The sequence below is a fragment of the Candidatus Borrarchaeum sp. genome (genome assembly GCF_019058535.1).
GTDB lineage: Archaea > Asgardarchaeota > Sifarchaeia > Borrarchaeales > Borrarchaeaceae > Borrarchaeum > Borrarchaeum weybense.
This window is the reverse complement of record NZ_JAHPYX010000215.1, coordinates 1-18,757: the sequence shown is the minus strand read 5'-3', so window position 1 is coordinate 18,757 and position 18,757 is coordinate 1. Positions and strand designations below refer to the sequence as shown.

Below are 18,757 nucleotides of genomic sequence, written 5' to 3'. Positions count from 1 at the left end.
ATCTAGAGGTAGCAATAACGTAAATAGACTACCAAGGAGACCACCAATGAGATAGATAGCCAGAAATGAATAAGAAGCAAAGAGTTCCTCAGCACGTTTTCCATAGATCCATAGAAAGAACATGTTAGCCCCAATGTGAAGGATATTTGCGTGAATGAAAATAGAGCTGAAAAGTTGCCAATAAGCACCGAATTCAAGAACCGCACGATTCCATTGACCCCATTGGGCTAACAGAGAAATGGGAAGTATAAGGATATTTCCACCAAGCACTCCAAGGATTACGTAGATGATGGAATTGATGACAATGAGAATATCTGTTAACGAGAGTTTGTAGTTTTCCACTTTGATCATCCTCGTTTTAGAATATTTACACTGCTTTTAACTTTTTCAATAAATATAAGGCAACAAACTAAAATGCACTTTAATTTTTTCCTTAAAATCAATTTTAGCTAAAGAGATTTATGAAAGAGATAGGATTAATCATTTATTCTTCCTTTAACTCGATGATCCATTCGCAATAGGGATATCCTTCTTGTCGAGTCTTCGTGAGCTTGTAAGTTGCCTTAGGATTAACAGCCTTGAGACCCTCTTCCTGATGTTTTTGATCGGCTGCGTCGCAAGCTCTATGCTCAGAATGTACACCAAACTCTTCATACGCCTCCCACCAGCAACAGTTATGCCATCTGAATACTACTCTTTCTGGGGTTGCCTCGACTATTTCATAATCCTCGCTCGTGAATGGGCCAGCAGACAGTAGTGATTCAACAACGTAGACTAATTTAAACGCTCCTATTGCATCCTCTACTGGTATATTAAAAGTTTTTTTAACCCAAGTATAAAGTTGCTTACCGCCTTCACCATATACCTTATCGTTTATCTCATCCCACTTTTCCGCGCCCAAGACAGGCGCGATGATTCCTTCACTCAAACCTAAAACAGGCGCGATAATTTTATCCCCTCTCAAAACTATAAATTTGACGAGTATATCACGAGTTATCTCCCAACACTTCTCAGGTGGGATTTTCTCCAATAATTCTTCAGCCATTCATGTCACCTGTTTAGATTTCTGAATGTTTACTCGTCTTTAAGCTCGTAGACCCATTCACAGTAGGAATCGCCTCTTGGTCTTGCCTTCGTGAGTTCGTGAGTCATCTTAGGATTAACTGCCTTAATTCCCTCTCCAATCTCTACTTCACAGGTTGGGAGACAAGGGATAAATTCAGGACGTACCTCATATTCCGTATATCTCTCCCACCACGGACATTTGGCCACCTTGAGTACAGTTCTTTCTCTGGTTACTTCAGGATACTCAAACTCCCATTCAGGTCCTGACTGCAATGGCGCCGTGACGTTTGCAAATTTAGCGGCATCTACGGCGTTCTCTACTGGTATGTTGAACATTTCTTGAATCCTTGGCCACCACCACTTAAAGAATCCGCCAAATATCTTTGTATTTATCTCTGTCCACGTTTCCGCACCCTTAACTGGTGAATTAATATTCTCTCCTTTCCCTATGATTGGCGCAGTGTTTTTTTCACCTTGTATCACGTGTAATGAAGTGAGAAGTTTGGCAGTTATTGCCCAACGCTTTTCAGGTGGGATTTTCTCCAATAATTCTTCAGCCATTCATCGTCACCTTTTTTGAGATGTAAAATAATGTGGGGGTATATATTATTACAAAAATAAATAGTTAACTTATTACAAAAAAGGGTATTGTAAAGTTGTGAAAGGTAGATCCACGTATCAAAACTGGAAACTAAAGATCCGATCGCTCTGAACGGGACAAACAAAACTTAAGAAGAAGAGGTAAAGATTTAGAAACACTTATTCCATCACAACTGAGTGGTATGCTTCTGTTATGGCATTGATATTTTTTTCTGTAATAGCAGATTCACCAAAAAGGGTAGATACTGCTTTAAATACTGATGTAAGTTGTACTAATCCACTTACTCGGCAAAAAGCTCCAATCATTGGCGTATTTGTTATACGACGTCCGAATTCTTTCATAGCAATATGATCTGCATCTACTGTTGCTACTTTACATTGGAAACCGTATTCTGATCTAAGTTCAGAAGGAGAATGTGTGCTATTAATGATTAGTGTTCCATTCTGAGAATCCAAACCTTCGGTAACATCCAGTAATTTCAATAGTGTTTGATCCATAACAATAACAATGTCTGGTTGATGAATTTCTGTCCGAACATAAATTGGTTCATTACTAAGTCTCACATATGCTCGGAAAGGAGCACCTCGACGTTCTAATCCAAAAAGGGGAAAACTTTGACCATACTTGTCTTCGTGAGCTGCTGCTTCTGTTAATAGTTCCGTACCTGTTACTACGCCCATTCCGCCTCGACCAAAAAGAATTATCTCAGTTACATCATTCTTATAGTTCCAGCTCAAATCATGTCACTCTCCAGTACTTCCCAGTCTTTATCAATCCGTTCCTGTATTTTAGCAATATCTTCTGCTGTAAAATGTCTAAATCGTCCTTGTGGACGAAGATATGCTTCAACAGGTTCTCTGTTCTTAGGACGGAAATTGAGTTTAAATTCACCATGCTCGATCTCGTAAAGTGCCCACCATCCAGTCAGAACCGCAAGTCGAGCCAATTCAACTGTGTGTTCTGAAGGATATCGCCATCCTGTGGGGCATTCAGCCGGAATGTGAAGAAATGCGGGTCCTAACCCTGCTTGTGTAACCTCAATTGCGCGCTTGACCTTGCCAACCCAATCAGAAACGTAAGCAATTGATGCTGTTGCAGAATAATATGCACCATTTGTTGCAAACAGTTGTGCAAGCGGCTTCTTTGGTTGTTGCTTTCCTTTTATCAATCTTCCAACAGGTGTTGTGGTAGTCCAGGCACCATAAGGCGTTGAGCCACTTTTCTGAATTCCTGTGTTCATATAGGCTTCATTATCGTAACAAATATAGATGATATTATGCCCCCGATCGATAGCTGCTGAGAGTGACTGATACCCGATATCAGCGGTTCCTCCATCACCAGCTATGGCGACAATGTTGAAGTCCTTATTTCGCCCCTTTATTCTCAAAGCAGCCTCAATACCTGAAAGAGCCGCGCCAGTACTTCCAAAGGAGCCAAAAATTGCAGGGGTTCCAATACTTGAGGTAGGAAACGGACCAGCAGTACAACTCGCAAAGCATCCAGCTGATAACATACATACTGTATTTTTACCTAATATCTTCAGGGCTTGACGACACGCAATAGCCATTCCACAGCCTGGGCATGCACGATGTCCTCTTGTCAAAAGTTCAATATCATAGGGAATATCTCGTATGGGAATCTGTTGTGACGGCATTTTTTAGATCTCCTTTAAATTGACCCATTCAACAGTTTTTGGGGGCTCACCAGTTTTTCCGACTTCAATAGCATCAGTTAATATCTTTTTAATATCATTTACAGAAATATCACGACCTCCGAGACCAGCGATATGACCCAACACTAAGGGACGTTCCTTTAAATCATACAGGCTTGAACGGATTTGGTTATATGCAATTCCTTGCGCGCCAAAAGAACAATTTCGATCAATAACCGCAAGAGCATTCATCCCAGAACATATTTTTTGTAATTCTTCATCTGGAAACGGACGAAATACGCGTAGTTTAATTAATCCCACATCTTTGCCTTCAGATCTGAGTTCCTTGACAGCAGTCCTGGCTGTGCTTGCTGCTGTACCCATTGCAACAACAGCAGTCTCGAAATCGGCATCCTGTGGATAAATATTGATGAGACCTCCCCAAGAACGTCCAAATTCCTCAGCAAACTCGTCATTCACTTGTTTGATTAATTTCTTAGCATTTTCCATAGCTCTCTGTTGAAGATAACGAAATTCTTGATAAGAACTCGTTAACGCTACTACATTTTGAGATAAGGGATTGTCAGCATCGATCTTAAATACTCCACTGTCGTATGGGGGCAAAAAATCGTCAACTTTCCTTTGAGTGGGAACGAAAACCCTTTCTCTGGTGTGAGTAAGAATAAAGCCATCAAGGCAGACCATAGCAGGAAGTAATATGTTCTTATCTTCTGCAATACGATACGCTTGGATAACTGTATCTAGAACCTCCTGATTATTCTCAACGTAAAATTGCATCCATCCTGTATCTCGTTGACTCATTGAGTCCTGATGGTCTACATTCAAGCACCAAGGCACACACACCGCCCTGTTTCCTACAAGCGCTACAATAGGGACACGAGACCCACCAGCCCAATGAAGCATCTCATGCATCAAAAATAGACCTTGGGAACTTGTGCCCGTGAAGGTTCGCGCACCTGATAGAGACGCAGTTATGCATGCAGCCATTGCGGAATGCTCGCTTTCAACTGTAAGCATTTCAGCATTTAGTTCACCGTCAGCAATTACTTTAGCTATGTATTCCAAAGCATGTGTCATCGGAGTGATTGGATATGCTGAGACTACCTCTACACGAGACAGTATTGCACCTATCGCAGCAGCTGTTGCCCCAGTCATTGTTAGCTCTTGAATCATTTGCTCTTCTTGAACTTTCGTCATCTTTCTTCTTCCTCCATCTTAATTGCCTCTACAGGACATTCATGTGCACAAATTCCACAACCTTTACAATAATCAAGTAAGACGTCAAGTGTGCCATCTTCATTCTGCACAATTGATGCATCGGGACAAAAAATCCAGCACAGAAGACATCGGATGCATTTTTTATTGTCTATAACAGGTCTCTCAAAACGCCACGTCCCTGTTTTAATATACTGGTCAGATGTTCCAGATGGGACTACGGCACCAGGGGTCGGACGGAGTTTTTCCACTTTATTCACCTTTGATGAAACATAAAATCATAGGACAAAAAGAATAGTAAAGTATGCTCTACCTTTACAAAGTGATTTTAAATAAGTTTTGTATCTAGAGGAGTTCTGACGTATGAGATAAGATAATATTCGCGTTCTTATGTTTTTGAAACCACATTTTGGGGATGTCCTTCTACAAACGCTTTTATATTAGCAATCGTTGTGTCTAGAATTCTTTCCGCCGCCTCTTTTGTATAGTAAGCGATATGCGGAGTGAAAACAACATTGTCGCGCCGCACAATGCTCAAAACTTGTTCCAAAATCTCTGTTTCCTCTTGAGAAAGTTGTGTTCGATCTTTTAAAAGCAATTCCTCTCCTTCAATAACATCTAAAGCCGCTCCACCAAAGATTCCTTCTTCCAATGCCTGTTTGAGAGCTCCAAGCTCTATAATTGCACCACGGGCCGTATTAACAAGGACAGCACCTGGTTTAATCAGTCTAATGTTGTCCTTGTTGATCATATGATGTGTGTATTTATTGTATGGTGCATGCAGAGAGATTACATCCGAGTTTTTCAACAGTTCTTCAAGAGATACATATTCGTATCCAAGCGTTTCGCGAGCAAAATCATTAAAGATAATATCATATGCAAGTACGTCCATTCCAAATCCGCGTCCGATTTTGATAGCATAGAGTCCGATACGACCAGCACCAACTATTCCTAGAGTCTTCCCTTTCAGATCAAATCCTATCGGCCCAACAGAGAAATCTTCAGCAGCAACCATTGAATTATATTGAGGGAATCGCCGCATCAATGCCAATAATAAACAAAATCCTTGCTCAGCTACTGTATTATCACCGTAGGCTGGAACATTACTCACGGGTATATTACGTCTCTTACATTCTTTTAGGTCGACATGATCGAATCCGGTACATCTGAGTGCTATAAATTTGAGATTCGAAAAACGATCCAAAGCCGCTTTGTTCGGATGGTGTCCTCTTCCCATCGTAGAGAGAACCTCTGCATCGCCAACTTCATCGACTTCTACGACATCAGGAGAACTAAGGCAATTTTCGTAGAAATATAACTCATGTCCTTCAAGGGTTTTTTGCAAGTACTCTTCTTGCCACGGCTCAACTTCATAAAAGACCATCTTCATATTGATCACCTGAATTAGTAAACGCATGCTTTTTTCTCATTTAAAAAGAATACTTTTTCCCATTTGGAAACGTCTTTATAGTTTAACTAAACGAGTTATTAACAGTAATCTGCGAGGGGTTTTAAAATAAATGAATCCTAAAATAAAAGTTGATCAGGAAGCTCCTGATTTCACTCTACCCGACACCGAGTTAAAACCTCAAAGATTAAGTGGTTTTCGTGGCAAAAATGTTGTTTTATACTTTTACCCAGGAGCATTTACGTCAACCTGTCAAAAATCTCTCTGTACCTTTCAAGATTCTCTATCAAGATTTAACGATCTTAACGCTCAAGTTCTCGGAATAAGTGTAAATGATCCCTTCACGAACAGGGCTTTTGCAGGGGCAAACTTACTCGAATTTCCTTTGCTAAATGATTATAATAGAGAAGTAACACGACTTTATGGTCTTGAATCTAAAGACTTTGCAGGGCTCAAAGGATATACAGTTGCAATGCGTGCCGTCTTTGTTATTGACAAAGAAGGGATTGTAAGATACACATGGGTATCAGAGAATCCAAAAATTGAGCCCCCTTACGAAGAAATCGAAAAATCTTTAGAGAATTTGGCTTAAGAATTAGATGTGAGTATTTTCCTTTTTTTCTAAGAGGAAAAGACTTTACCAGCCTCCAGTTGCTGTCATACCGCCGTCTACATATATTATCTCTCCTGTAATGTAACCCGCATCATCAGAAGCTAAAAATACTGCCAAATTCGCAATTTCGTCAAGCTTACCAAGGCGTTTCATCGGTGTCCTATCGATAAGAGTTTCAGCATTAAAGACACCGGTATCAATCGACTGTTGTACTAACTCCGTCAATATATAACCGGGACCGATTGCAACAACGCGGATTCTGTATTTTGCCCATTCACATCCCATAACTTGAGTGAGTGCCATTACTCCAGCTTTTGAGGCACAATAAGCGGCACGCATAGGTAAGGCGGTTTTGGCTAGGATCGAGCTGATGTTGATGATAACACCACTCCTTTGCGGAATCATAGCACGCTTAGCAGCCTTCTGCGAGCACAGAAAAGTCGCCTTAAGGTCGATATCTATTGCACGATCCCAGTCATGCTCTGAAAGGTCTTCTGTCGGCACAATCATCGCGATTCCAGCATTATTTACAAGGATATCAATCCTCCCGAAATGCTCAATAGTTGTATCGATTAAATGGTCTACATCGGTCGATTTTGTAAGATCTGCTTCAATAGCATGTGCTTGTCGTCCCAGATGCCTGATTTCACTGGCTGTGACTTCTGCTCTTTCTAATTTTCTTGAATTTGTAACTACAATTGCACCTTGTTTGGCAAAAGCTAATGCAATCGCCTTACCAATTCCTAATGAACTTCCCGTAACAATCGCTATTTTATCTTTGAGTTTCTCACTCACTGAAACACACCATCCATCAATCAAATGTATCGTGTAAATATTAAACTATAAGTCAGTTAGTGTTGTTACCACCCACCAGTTGCGCTCATGGCACCATCTACGTAAACTATTTCTCCTGTAATGTAACTGGCATCATCTGAAGCCAAAAATACCGCAGTGTTTGCTACCTCCTCAAGTTTACCATACCGTTTCATAGGCACCCGATTAAGAATATGTTCAGTAGTATAATCACCTTTGTCAAGCGATTGCTGCTCCATCTCAGTCAATATATAGCCAGGTCCAATAGCAACTACCCGTATATTATATTTAGCCCATTCACTACCCATAACCTGAGTAAGCGCATTTACCCCTGCTTTTGCAGCACAATAAGCAGCCCGCATGGGCAAACCAACGTTGCCCAAAATTGAGCTGATGTTAATGATCACACCGCGTTTTTGAGGTATCATAGCGCGTTTAGCCGCTTTTTGAGAACAAAGAAAGGTTGCTTTGAGATCAATAGTTACGGCTCGATCCCAGTCATGCTCTGAAAGATCCTCAGTTGGCGAAATCATCGCAATTCCGGCATTATTTACGAGAATATCAATTCTGTCTAACTTTTCAATTGTTGTATCAATAAGATAATCTATATCAGACGTTTTTGTGAGATCTGCTTCAATAGTATGTGCTTGTCGTCCCATAATTCTGATTTCTTTGGCTGTAGTTTCTGCTCTTTCCAATTTTCTCGAATTTGTAACCACTATCGCACCTTCTTTAGCAAAAGCTAATGCAATCGCCTTACCAATTCCTGTTGAACTCCCTGTAACAATCGCAATTTTATCTTTGAGCCTTTCACTCATAGAGACACCTCGGTAATCAATTACAAATATCGTTTGAGGGTTAAACTACAACAACAAGACTAACTGCAAGGTTCTTTTGTGCCTCTTTGTATAAAAAAACATAGCTCAAGCAACAGCTATGCTCATATTTGACCGAAAGAATAGGTTTTTTAATCGCATCTTCTAAACTAGTTCACCTACATATTTTGGAGGCAAGACTTTGAAAACAAAAGGAGAGTATATTGAAAGCCTAAAAAAACAGAAACCTGAGATTTACATGTTTGGTGAAAAAATAGAAGATCGCATAAATCATCCACTACTCAAGCCTCAAATCGATGTATTAGCGTTCACCTACGAATTAGCACGAGATCCAAGATATGAACATCTGACAACCGCCACATCACATCTCACTGGTGAAAAAATTAATCGGTTCACTCACATACAGCAATCGAACGAGGATTTAGTGAAAAAAGTCCAAATGACTAGATTATACGCACGATATTGCTGTTGCATTCAAAGATGTATGGCCATAGATGCCCTTAACACGCTGTCAATAACAACTTGGCTTTCTGACAAGAAATATGGAACAAATTATTATGATAATTTCATTGAATATATGAAATGGTTTCAAAAAGAGGATGTTTGTGCCACAGGGGCGATGACGGATGTAAAGGGCGATAGAAAGTTAAGACCCGCAGATCAAGCAGACCCAGACCTTTATGTTCGAATTGTTGATAGAAATGACGAAGGGATCACCGTTAGAGGAGCCAAATGCCACACCACTGCGGCTATTCCTGCCAATGATATAATTTTCTTGCCTACACGCGCAATGAGAAAAGAAGATAAAGATTATGCCGTTGCATTTGCGTTACCTGTGGATGCTGAGGGCATGAAATTCATTGCACGTTCAACTGTTCCAAAAAGAACAAGTAAAATGGACCGTCCCTTCGGACAAAGATGGGGTGTTACAGAGACTTTAACAATCTTGCAGGATGTATTTGTCCCATGGAATCGCGTGTTTATGGCAGGAGAGTGGGAGCTCGCAGGTCAAGTAGCCGAGGGATTTGGGGTTTATCATCGACATTCCTACTGTGGTTGCAAGCCAGCGGTCACGGACATGCTCTCAGGAACTGCAGCATTAATTGCAGAATATAATGGCGTAGACCATGCATCTCACATACAAGGAAAACTTACAGATTTAGCATGCACAGCAGAACAGATGTATGCATGCGGAATTACAGGGTCAGTCAGAGGTAAACCAATGGGGCCTGGCACATATATCCCTGATATTACTTATGTCAATATTGGCAAGTATATCGCGGGAACTCACATATACGAAGAGATTTATCGCGTCCATGATATCGCCGGAGGATTTGCGGTTACCTGTCCCTCAGGCGCAGACTTTGAAAACCCTGAAACACGCCCTGACCTCGAAAAATACATGAAAGGAAAAGCAGAAATTCCTTCTGAAGACAGAATGAAAGCATTCAAACTAGTGGAAGACTTAACGGCTCATGGATTCGCAGGCTGGCTCATGGTTGCATCATGCCATGGCGGTGGATCACCAGAAGCGCAACGAATCACAATTAATAGAGGATACGATTGGGAAACACGAAAGAAAATCGCAAAAGTACTTGCGGGCATCGAACCATTTGAAGCATTTCCAGAATTCAAAGAGTGAGTCGACTTGGCGTTTTGCTTGGTCATAGTTCTTTTTTCCGTTTAATACATTCTTTAACAATAAGCATCAGAATCTAGCCTATACCAATTTTTTTATATTAGCAAATAGATACATATATTTTTAATTCAGAAGTCTTAGGGAGGATTAAATTTGTCAGACTCGAACTCAAATTTAGGATTTGCGTCACAAAGGATGTATTCGTTAATTATTCTTGTACTGAGTATAATAGGATTTATTCTTGTTACCTTTACGCGTTTTGCAGGATTTTATTTAACAGGCTATTATAAAGGGTACCGTTATTCCTGCTTAACCTGTGAATATGCAACCGCAGTTGATAGAACGGCGATTATTCTTGCTATGTTACTTCTGCTGGGACAAATTGTGATATGCGTGAATGAGTTGTGGCCTGAGACTATACTTTCTCAGTTTCTGCCAGCAAACTTTTCAAGATGGGGTATCTTTTATTATTACGCTTATAGGCGGTGCAGCATTTGCGGCTGCATACAGTTATTATGAATGGTGGTTCGAACCAGGCTTTTACGGCGGCACAATAGCTGGCTTACTTAATTCGATTCTATTCTTCCTAAAAGGTAGGATGTAACAATCATCTTTTCTTTTTTTTAACGAAATCACAAACATTTTGTGTCTATGAGAAAAAGCTATTTTAAGTTTCATTTGAGGGGATAGTTCTACATCAAACTTTTATTAAATAAAGGCACATGAGGTGAAGTTAAGAAAGTTATCAAAGTTCTATACAAGCGTGATAGGTGATTATATTGAACTCACTGAAATATGAAGCGGTAGATAAAATAGGAATTATTACGATTAATAGGCCAAATGCTCTCAATGCTTTTAATAAAGATGTGATAGACAAATTTGACAATTTGCTAGACGAAATAGGGAACGATGGGAGAGTAAAAGTTGTAATAATAACAGGTGAAGGAGAGAGAGCCTTTTGTACTGGTGCAGATTTGGCTGGAATTAAAAACTCCACCAAAGAGGAATTTGCACAATTTATCGAAAAAGGACAAATGCTTATGCGAAAAATTGAGACTATGAAAAAACCTTTCATTGCGGCGATTAATGGATTCGCTCTTGGTGGCGGTTTAGAGTTAGCCCTCGCTTGTGATATTAGGATTGCTTCTGAGAATGCAAAATTAGGAACTCCTGAAGTTGGAGTAGGACTCATACCTGGCTGGGGCGCAACACAAAGACTGCCAAAAGTGATAGGACTAGGAAGAGCAAAAGAACTTATTTTGACGGGAAATCATATTTCGGCAAAAGATGCAGAACGTCTAGGGCTGGTTAATAAGGTTGTAACTTTCGACGAATTAATCCCGTCGGCTAACAAGATCGCAGAAAAAATAGCAAACAACGCACCTATTGCGGTGCAATTAGCAAAAGCAGCTACAAATGTTTCTTTTGAAGGAAATATTGAAGAAGGATACAAACATGAACTCGAAGCAGAAAAGAAATGTTTTGAGACCGAAGACCTCAGAGAAGGAATTCAAGCACTATTTGATAAGAGAAAACCAAACTTTGCAGGAAATTGATGTGTAACAGAAAATTCGATTTTTTATGAGGGAAACAACATGGGAAAACTTTTTCGAAATGTAGCAGTTATTGGAGCAGGAATGAGTAAATTTGGTAGATTTGATAGAAAGACGAACCGAGAACTTTGGGTAGAAGCTTTTTTGGACTCAAAAAAATCAGTGGATAATGACATTGATGTGAAGGACGTTGAAGCCCTCTTTTTAGGCAATTATTCATCTGACCTTTTCGAAAAACAGACGCATACTGCTCCGCTTATGGCGGATCTAGTTGGACTCACTCCAAAGGCTGCAATGAGGATCGAAGATGCATGTGCCAGTAGTGGTGTAGCCTTAAGACTTGGTGTTCTAGCTATTGCCTCTGGTGAATACGATATTGTATGTATCGGTGGCACAGAAAAGATGACAAACTTGACGACGACTGAAGTGACAGATGCCTTAGCAGCAGCAAGCGACACGCACTCAGAAGTTTTAGCTGGAGCTACGTTCCCTGGTCTATATGCAACTATGGCCACAGCACATATGGCAAAGTTCGGTACAACAGAGGAACAATTAATGGCAGTATCAATTAAGAACCATGCAAACGGTGCGCTTAATCCAAAGGCGCAAATGCAAAACACCATCACGGACATCATGAACAAACGCATTGAAAGAGCAAAACAAAAGGGTCAAACTGTTCCAAGTTGGGCTGATGAATATGAATTTCTGAAAAGTAGTTCAAATCCTATGATTGCATATCCATTACGATTGTTTGATTGCTCATTGATCACAGACGGGGCGGCATGTGTCTTTTTAGCATCTGAAGAGGTAGCTAAAAAGTATACAGATACACCTATCTGGGTAATAGGTAGTGGTCAGGGTAGTGATGCATTTTCTTTAGATGATCGAGATACTATGACCTCTCTGAGAGCTGCTAGGGTAGCAAGTCAACAGGCTTATCAAATGGCTGGTCTTGGACCTCAGGATATCAAAATTGCTGAAGTACACGATTGTTTCACTATCGCTGAGATTCTGGCAATAGAAGATCTGGGCTTTTTTGAGAAAGGAACTGGAGGAAGAGTAACTTTGGAAGGAAGAACCGCCTTAGACGGCGATCTGCCTATCAATACATCAGGTGGGCTCAAGAGTAAGGGACATCCGGTTGGTGCTAGCGGAGTTGCACAAACTGTTGAGATATTTAAGCAATTACGTGATGAAGCTGGGGAACGTCAGGTATCAAACGTTGAAATTGGATTGACACATAATGTAGGAGGATCCGGAAGCACTGCAGTTGTTCACATCTATAAAAGGTGAACTACCTCACGCTAAAGCGGTGGTGCTTTCTTGCTTAGTTATTTGTAATGAAAGAATTTAGTATATCTTAAAGAGAAAAAATTGGAAAAATCAATGTCTATGCGCGCTTAGTAGACCTGCATGCTTTGCAAAGTCCATAGAATTCTACTCTATGGTGTGTAAATTTTGCACCAATACGTTTTTCAAATGTTTCCTCAAGTGTTTTATCAATGGGATCTTCAAGGTCGAAAACCTCTCCACACCTCTCACAAATAAAATGAGAATGATCTGGAGAACCACTATCGAACCTACCTTGTTCCCCAGTATATTCTAACTCAAAAATAAGGCCTAATTCTTTAAAAAGCTTCAAATTACGATAGACCGTAGCAATTCCGATGTTCGGAAACCGCTCTCTAACTTTTACACAAATATCATACGCACTTGGATGAGACCGTGCCTTTTTTACTTCTTCAAGGATAATTTTTCGTGCTTTCGTTAAACGTAGATTTCTTTCCTTAAGTTTTTCTTTTAAGTGAGACTCAGATATTATGAGATTTAAATCCTTTTTTCTTTTCTGCAATTGCATTTTCCTCACTCTGAAAGATAATAAACTCTATTACTCTTAAGAATGTATGGTAGCGGTTTACGAGTGAATTTTCGTTTTTTTTATGCTATCAGAAATTATCGAACCGTAAGCCCTCATCGAGTTACCAGTTGTCTTCAATATTGAGCACTGTTGCACTCTTAGAAAAATGTGCGCTAGACCACTTGTGCTTTCGGGAGCCATTTGAACTGCCTTTATGTGCATAATTCTATGCTTTTTAAGCCTCTTTATGATGATTACTCGTCTTTGAAGAATTTCTGAATTAGATGGATGGGCCTTTTAGAATTGAATCCGTTAATTTTATATAGTTAATGATATTGATAATCATTTTCATTATGGCAGAAATTGTATTAAAAGTGCTTCAAAAGTCAGACCAGTGCGGGGGTCTGTTTGCTCTTTAAAAATAAGAATTTGCTTTTTTAGAGCATACAATTAGACTTAAAGCCTATATAGATACGGTTTCAGCCAAAAAGGTGAAAAAAATGGAGGCAATTGTTGGAAAGCCAGCACCTGACTTTAAGACGCAAGCATACATTGACAATGAAATCAAAGAAGTTAGCCTCGCGGACTACCTCGGTAAGTGGGTTCTTCTCTGGTTCTATCCTGCCGATTTTACCTTCATCTGACCCACCGAATTAGGCGCTGTAGCCGATCAATACAATGAAATTAAAGAACTCAATGCAGAAGTGCTTTCAATCAGCATGGATACAGTGTTTTCACATAAGGTCTGGACCGATGTTTCTCCGACAGTCAAGAAAGTTACCTATCCGATGCTAGCTGACCCAGACGGTGAAATAAGCAGACTATACGGGGTTTACGACGAGGACAGAAAATTTGCTCTTCGTGCAATCTTCTGGATCGATCCAGAGGGAATGATACAAGCGCTCAGTATATACAATGAACCCATAGCACGCAATACGGACGAAGTTATCCGAGTTCTCAAGGCCATACAATTCCATAAAAAAACCGGACAAGTTGCTCCTGCCGGATGGAAGGAAGGAGAACCTGGTTTAACACCCGGTATAGACCTAGCAGGAAAACTTTAAAGTGATAACCAATAATATCTGAGGGATAAGGATGATCTCGAATCTAGAAAGCGCAAATGGTTCGAGAGACAGAGGGTAGCCCCCTTTTCCCCTCAAACTTTGTTTTGTATTAACTATTAACTTGTAAACCGTCTGTCGATCGAATCGGGCCAATACTTTTTAAACTCAAGTAAAATAGAAGTAATTCTAGTCACTTTACCATTAACTCACTAATGAAAATCTTCATATTAAGTAGTTGGGCGATGAATGTATACACTTATATGTTCATATTTATCGAAGGTAGGTGGAAAAAATGACTGCTGAAAAAGAAATTTCAATGGCATCTTATCACGAGTTTTTGAATGAAAAGAAACTCATGGGGACAAAGTGTAAGAATTGTGGTAATATTGATTTACCGCCACGACAAATATGTTCAAAGTGCCAAAGTACCGATACCAAATGGCAAGAACTTGCTGGGAAAGGAAAAGTTGAATCATTCACGAATATTTATGTAGGTACTTCAGAATATTGTCAAAAAGGCTATGATATGAAGCATCCTTACGCTTATTGTGTCGTAAAATTAGATGAGGGGGCATCAATTAGTGCAGTTCTTCTCGGAATAGAGCAATCGAAACCAGAAACTGTCGAAATTGGTAAATCTGTGACCGCAAGATTTATGCCCACGAAATCTGGGATGGCCTTAGCCTTTGAGGTTGGAACAGGGCTCGAAGAAGTTGAAAAAGAGGTTGAGGAAGATTTTGTTATAAAGAAGGTCGCTGTTATTGGTGCAGGAACTATGGGAGCGGGAATTGCCCAAGTTGCGGCAGAGAATGGGTTTAATGTTGTCGTGACAGATGTTGCAGATGAGTTTCTTCAAAAAGGCCTGAATACTATCAAGAAATTCGTTACAAGAAGTGCTGATAAAGGGAAAATTTCACAAGTACAAGCAGATTCAATAATGGGAAGAATTGAAGGCTCATTAGATTTAAATGCGGTAAAAGATGCAGATATCGTCATTGAAGCTGCACCAGAAAACATGGATCTTAAGAAGAAGATCTTTAGCGATCTTGACAATATATGTAAACCTGAAGCGATTATCGGCAGCAATACGTCTTCATTGAGCATAACAGAGATAGCTTCTGCAACAAAAAGACCAGCTAATGTAGTTGGTGTACACTTCTTCAACCCAGCGCCTATAATGAAGTTAGTCGAATTAATTCGAGGATTTAGCACTTCAGATGAAACATATGAAACTGTGCAAACATTCGTGAAAAAACTCGATAAGACTGTAGTTCTTGTTAATGAAGCACCAGGGTTCGTCGTCAATAGAATACTAACTCCCATGATCAATGAGGCTATAATTGCTTTTCAAGAGGGAGTTTCTAGCGCCGAAGGAATCGATACAGCGATGAAACTTGGATTGAATCATCCAATGGGTCCTCTCACACTCGCTGACTTTATAGGATTAGATGTCGTACTAGCGATTCTTGACTATCTTTATGAAGAATTCGGAGATCCAAAATATAAAGCGTGCCCACTGCTTCGAAAGATGGTACGAGCTGGTCGATTAGGGCGAAAAACTGGAAGAGGATTCTACGATTACTCGAAATGACCGATTTTTTGGTCCTATTTTTTTGATGAAACTACAAAAAAGTCAATTTAAAAAAATGAACTTAAAATTTTGATACAGGCTATTCTACAATAAACACCTCATCATGAGGTCGTACCCTATTTTCAACTTTCAATCCTATCATCTGACCTTTTGTTGCAGAATTAATTGATTCATGTTCAATCTGCATACTCTTAACAACCTGTTCAAAATCAGTCGTCGCCCCTTTAATTTTTATCTTATCATCTACAGCCAAAGTATCACTAAGCGTAACTAAGGCCACGCTTATCTTAGAATAGAATTTATCTACAACGCCAACTTTTTTCATAATATTCACCACAATTTCTCTAATTTACCACCTTTCGTATATATCACTTTAATTATAAAAATGAAGAACAAGTCTAAGGAATAGACGATAGTGATGACGTTGTTGATTCTTTGAAATAAGCTATGACTTTTTCACGATACATTTTTAATGTAGGCATCAATTTTGATGGAGGAACAAGCAAAGCCAAGGCAAAATGCCTAGTTCCTGCTTTTTTGAATTTTTCAATTCCTTCGATACACTCGTCAGGTGAACCGAAAACAAAAAATTTTTCAACCGCTTCCATAGGAATGTCTTTCACTTGGCTTAGGAGTTCTTTAACATTAGAAGGCGTAACAATGAACTTTGCTGCATTGAATTTCTCGTTAGGTAACGTATAGCCAAACTTCTCTTTAAGCAGTCGTGGAAAAAACGCCAAAAGCATTTTTGCAGGCAGTTCAAATCTTTCAATAGCCTCATCAGAAGTTGGTGCAACAAGCGTATACATGAACAGGGCGGGTTCAATATCTTCAGGAGATCGTCCAGCATCTTTTGCATGTTTTCTAATGAATGTAAGTTTCTCTTTGTAGGCTTCAGGTGAAATATTGAGTGGAAACCATCCATCAGCCAATTCACCTGTTATCTTCATAGTTCTTGGTGAGTTAGCGGCTATCCAAATGGGAGGATGTGGTTGTTGAATTGGCTTTGGCTCAAATATGGCTTCTTGAAGGCTAAAGAAGTCCCCGTTATAGTCTGTCATCTCCTTTGTCCATAAGCTCTTAATTATTTTAAGAGATTCTTGCATTCGCGATACCGGTCGCTTCCAAGTTACACCATAAGGATCTAAGTTCATTGCTTCGCCGGGTCCAATACCTAATATTGCTCTTCCATTACTAATGATATCAAGTGTGGTTACAGTTTGTGCTAATACTGCCGGAGGTCGTCGATGAGGATCGGTAACACAAGTGCCTAACTTCACCTTTTTTGTTTTTACAGCTAAGGCAGATAAAGTATTCCATGCTTCGAGGCAATCAAAACGTTTAATCCCAATAGCAATAAGATGGTCACCCATCATAACAGAGGCAAAGCCATTATTATCAGCATACAGCGCACTTTCGTAGATCACATCAATTGGATAAAGATTAGGGCAGATACCAAATTTTATATTGTCTGAAACGTGCATTTTTTTAACCCCTAAGTGCATGGCCTACGTTGTGATTAAGTTTACATCAGTTGCCCTTCACTAAAAAATAAAAGGGAATTTTTAGACAAAAAGTCTATTATTGCTGATGAATTAAAAATCGAACCCAATCAGTCTTAAGAGAGGACTCGCAGCCCCACCGGCCATTGAACCGAAGGAAGTAAATCTTTTAAGGAGATGCTCAATATTTCTTATAATGTCAATGGCCATAGTCTTTCCTTCAATAATTCTGCCCTCAGCGTCCTCGAGGAAAACCTGCACTGTCTGAATACCAATATCTCGTGGCTCAAACGTTACCCATAGAGAATCAGCATTTTTAATCATTGTAGCAAGTATGTACACAACATCCTCATCAGATTCATCAGTAAGCGCAATTGGTTTTTTAGGAATCTCAAAGTTGCCACGTCCTTCTACAGGTACTTTTACCTTCAATTCGTTAGGTTCAAAGCCTGGTGAGATGATTCGTACAAAGTAGTCTTTCGTTTCGGGTGCGTTGTTATAGATCATCAAAAACAAATTACATTCATCGTCCTTTCTGCATACTTCACTAGCTGAAACATCCATATAAACAGGATCGTCCGCAACGATTGTAATATTGTCCATTAATTCAAGCTGTAATCTATCTACAATATCAAAAAATGCTGGACTATAACTTTCAATTAAGTCAAATATCTTGAAAATGTCGTTCCAATGAAAATAGCGTCTTCCGCCGATCTTAACACCTTGGTCAGGATGATAAAACCCTGAATTAAGATCAAGGAACTCTTCTAATTCTCTCAAGACTTCTTTATGGTCTAAAACACCGCTATATTCCAAATAGTGCAAGTAAAGCAGTTTCTCAATAGCAAACTTTACCGGTATTTCGTCAGGTTCTTCTGCCAGTATTGAGTTTATGAAACCGGGTTTTAGGCTTTTCCTGACTTCTTCAGTAAATTCATCCCATTTTAAATAAACTACTGGATCTAAATGGCCTTGAAAAACGTCACCAAAAAAGTTATCTACAAATAATTCATGTGCAGAGGGTCTATAGAAATCAGAAAGTCCTGTCACTGAGGTAATGTCCATTTGTACACTTTGCACTAGAAGTGCTCCTCCGAAGCATACTAATGCCAACCCCAGCCCTCCATAAGCTACCCACTGAGCTAAATTGACATCTACATTAGTGAAAATCATATAAACGTAAACAAGGTAGATGATTAGCACTAGAATGCTGATAACAAACAACAATTTCAAAGTGAAGATGGTTGCATCAATATTACGTTTAATCGCAACAAAGCCTCTTAAGCTATCCAGAGGTCTCCCTTTTTGTCTTTCAAGTTGAAGGCGT

21 protein-coding genes and 1 pseudogene are annotated in these 18,757 nt (G+C 39.7%); 8 read left to right on the top strand and 14 right to left on the bottom strand.

What is annotated here, in order from left to right; genetic code table 11:
* The 8 genes from QVB70_RS13270 to QVB70_RS13235 all read right to left on the bottom strand — a co-directional run.
* The coding region (locus tag QVB70_RS13270; RefSeq protein ID WP_287587111.1) for a rhomboid family intramembrane serine protease at positions 1-342 on the bottom strand (342 nt) is incomplete at its 3' end.
* A gap of 142 nt (positions 343-484) precedes the next feature.
* A complete protein-coding gene (locus tag QVB70_RS13265; RefSeq protein WP_287587110.1) occupies positions 485-1,045 on the bottom strand; it encodes a hypothetical protein in 561 nt (186 codons plus the stop codon).
* 29 nt (positions 1,046-1,074) lie between these two features.
* On the bottom strand, positions 1,075-1,626 hold the full coding sequence (locus QVB70_RS13260) for an L-2-amino-thiazoline-4-carboxylic acid hydrolase (RefSeq protein WP_287587109.1): 552 nt from the start codon (positions 1,624-1,626) through the stop codon (positions 1,075-1,077).
* A 198-nt stretch (positions 1,627-1,824) separates the two neighbouring features.
* On the bottom strand, positions 1,825-2,403 hold the full coding sequence (locus tag QVB70_RS13255; RefSeq protein ID WP_287587108.1) for a 2-oxoacid:acceptor oxidoreductase family protein: 579 nt from the start codon (positions 2,401-2,403) through the stop codon (positions 1,825-1,827).
* Entirely contained in the window at positions 2,400-3,320 is a 921-nt protein-coding gene (locus tag QVB70_RS13250; protein ID WP_287587107.1) for a thiamine pyrophosphate-dependent enzyme, read from the bottom strand. Before QVB70_RS13250 ends, QVB70_RS13255 begins: the two co-directional genes overlap by 4 nt.
* A gap of 3 nt (positions 3,321-3,323) precedes the next feature.
* Positions 3,324-4,535 carry a hypothetical protein gene (gene porA, locus QVB70_RS13245; protein ID WP_287587105.1) on the bottom strand — a complete coding sequence of 404 codons (1,212 nt, stop codon included), beginning with the start codon at positions 4,533-4,535 and terminating at the stop codon, positions 3,324-3,326.
* A complete protein-coding gene (locus QVB70_RS13240) occupies positions 4,532-4,804 on the bottom strand; it encodes a 4Fe-4S dicluster-binding protein (protein ID WP_287587104.1) in 273 nt (90 codons plus the stop codon). Before QVB70_RS13240 ends, porA begins: the two co-directional genes overlap by 4 nt.
* Before the next feature lie 137 nt (positions 4,805-4,941).
* Positions 4,942-5,943, bottom strand: coding sequence for an NAD(P)-dependent oxidoreductase (locus QVB70_RS13235; protein WP_287587103.1), 1,002 nt, complete (start codon positions 5,941-5,943; stop codon positions 4,942-4,944).
* 130 nt (positions 5,944-6,073) lie between these two features.
* Here QVB70_RS13235 and QVB70_RS13230 point away from each other — a divergent pair, with 130 nt between their 5' ends.
* Positions 6,074-6,553: a peroxiredoxin gene (locus QVB70_RS13230; RefSeq protein ID WP_287587102.1), complete on the top strand. Its 480-nt coding sequence runs from the start codon at positions 6,074-6,076 to the stop codon at positions 6,551-6,553.
* Positions 6,554-6,598: 45 nt separating this feature from the next.
* Here QVB70_RS13230 and QVB70_RS13225 read toward each other — a convergent pair whose 3' ends face one another.
* Entirely contained in the window at positions 6,599-7,369 is a 771-nt protein-coding gene (locus tag QVB70_RS13225) for an SDR family NAD(P)-dependent oxidoreductase (protein ID WP_287587100.1), read from the bottom strand.
* A gap of 65 nt (positions 7,370-7,434) precedes the next feature.
* Positions 7,435-8,205: a 3-oxoacyl-ACP reductase family protein gene (locus QVB70_RS13220; protein WP_287587098.1), complete on the bottom strand. Its 771-nt coding sequence runs from the start codon at positions 8,203-8,205 to the stop codon at positions 7,435-7,437.
* 199 nt (positions 8,206-8,404) lie between these two features.
* Here QVB70_RS13220 and QVB70_RS13215 point away from each other — a divergent pair, with 199 nt between their 5' ends.
* The 4 genes from QVB70_RS13215 (at position 8,405) to QVB70_RS13200 (ending at position 12,708) form a co-directional block, all read left to right on the top strand.
* On the top strand, positions 8,405-9,865 hold the full coding sequence (locus QVB70_RS13215) for a 4-hydroxyphenylacetate 3-hydroxylase family protein (protein ID WP_287587096.1): 1,461 nt from the start codon (positions 8,405-8,407) through the stop codon (positions 9,863-9,865).
* Between the two features lie 394 nt (positions 9,866-10,259).
* On the top strand, positions 10,260-10,466 hold the full coding sequence (locus QVB70_RS13210) for a hypothetical protein (protein ID WP_287587094.1): 207 nt from the start codon (positions 10,260-10,262) through the stop codon (positions 10,464-10,466).
* A gap of 166 nt (positions 10,467-10,632) precedes the next feature.
* Positions 10,633-11,418: an enoyl-CoA hydratase-related protein gene (locus QVB70_RS13205; protein WP_342766571.1), complete on the top strand. Its 786-nt coding sequence runs from the start codon at positions 10,633-10,635 to the stop codon at positions 11,416-11,418.
* A gap of 39 nt (positions 11,419-11,457) precedes the next feature.
* Positions 11,458-12,708 (top strand): beta-ketoacyl synthase N-terminal-like domain-containing protein, encoded by a 1,251-nt coding sequence (locus QVB70_RS13200; protein WP_287587087.1) that lies wholly within the window; start codon positions 11,458-11,460, stop codon positions 12,706-12,708.
* 97 nt (positions 12,709-12,805) lie between these two features.
* Here the strand turns inward: QVB70_RS13200 and QVB70_RS13195 are convergent, their stop codons facing one another.
* Positions 12,806-13,267: a Fur family transcriptional regulator gene (locus QVB70_RS13195; RefSeq protein WP_287587085.1), complete on the bottom strand. Its 462-nt coding sequence runs from the start codon at positions 13,265-13,267 to the stop codon at positions 12,806-12,808.
* Between the two features lie 506 nt (positions 13,268-13,773).
* Here QVB70_RS13195 and QVB70_RS13190 point away from each other — a divergent pair.
* From QVB70_RS13190 to QVB70_RS13185, 3 genes and pseudogenes are all read left to right on the top strand, one after another.
* Entirely contained in the window at positions 13,774-14,337 is a 564-nt protein-coding gene (locus QVB70_RS13190) for a peroxiredoxin (protein WP_287587082.1), read from the top strand.
* Between the two features lie 292 nt (positions 14,338-14,629).
* A pseudogene (locus QVB70_RS18485) lies at positions 14,630-14,980 on the top strand (Zn-ribbon domain-containing OB-fold protein); the annotation flags it as partial.
* Positions 14,981-15,079: 99 nt separating this feature from the next.
* Positions 15,080-15,928 carry a 3-hydroxybutyryl-CoA dehydrogenase gene (locus QVB70_RS13185; RefSeq protein WP_342766572.1) on the top strand — a complete coding sequence of 283 codons (849 nt, stop codon included), beginning with the start codon at positions 15,080-15,082 and terminating at the stop codon, positions 15,926-15,928.
* 79 nt (positions 15,929-16,007) lie between these two features.
* Here QVB70_RS13185 and QVB70_RS13180 read toward each other — a convergent pair whose 3' ends face one another.
* The 3 genes from QVB70_RS13180 to QVB70_RS13170 all read right to left on the bottom strand — a co-directional run.
* Positions 16,008-16,253, bottom strand: coding sequence for a hypothetical protein (locus tag QVB70_RS13180; RefSeq protein ID WP_287587078.1), 246 nt, complete (start codon positions 16,251-16,253; stop codon positions 16,008-16,010).
* 73 nt (positions 16,254-16,326) lie between these two features.
* The gene (locus QVB70_RS13175; protein WP_287587075.1) at positions 16,327-17,412 is read right to left on the bottom strand and encodes an LLM class flavin-dependent oxidoreductase; all 1,086 of its coding nucleotides are present in this window, start codon (positions 17,410-17,412) and stop codon (positions 16,327-16,329) included.
* 111 nt (positions 17,413-17,523) lie between these two features.
* The coding region (locus QVB70_RS13170; RefSeq protein ID WP_287587073.1) for a hypothetical protein at positions 17,524-18,757 on the bottom strand (1,234 nt) is incomplete at its 5' end.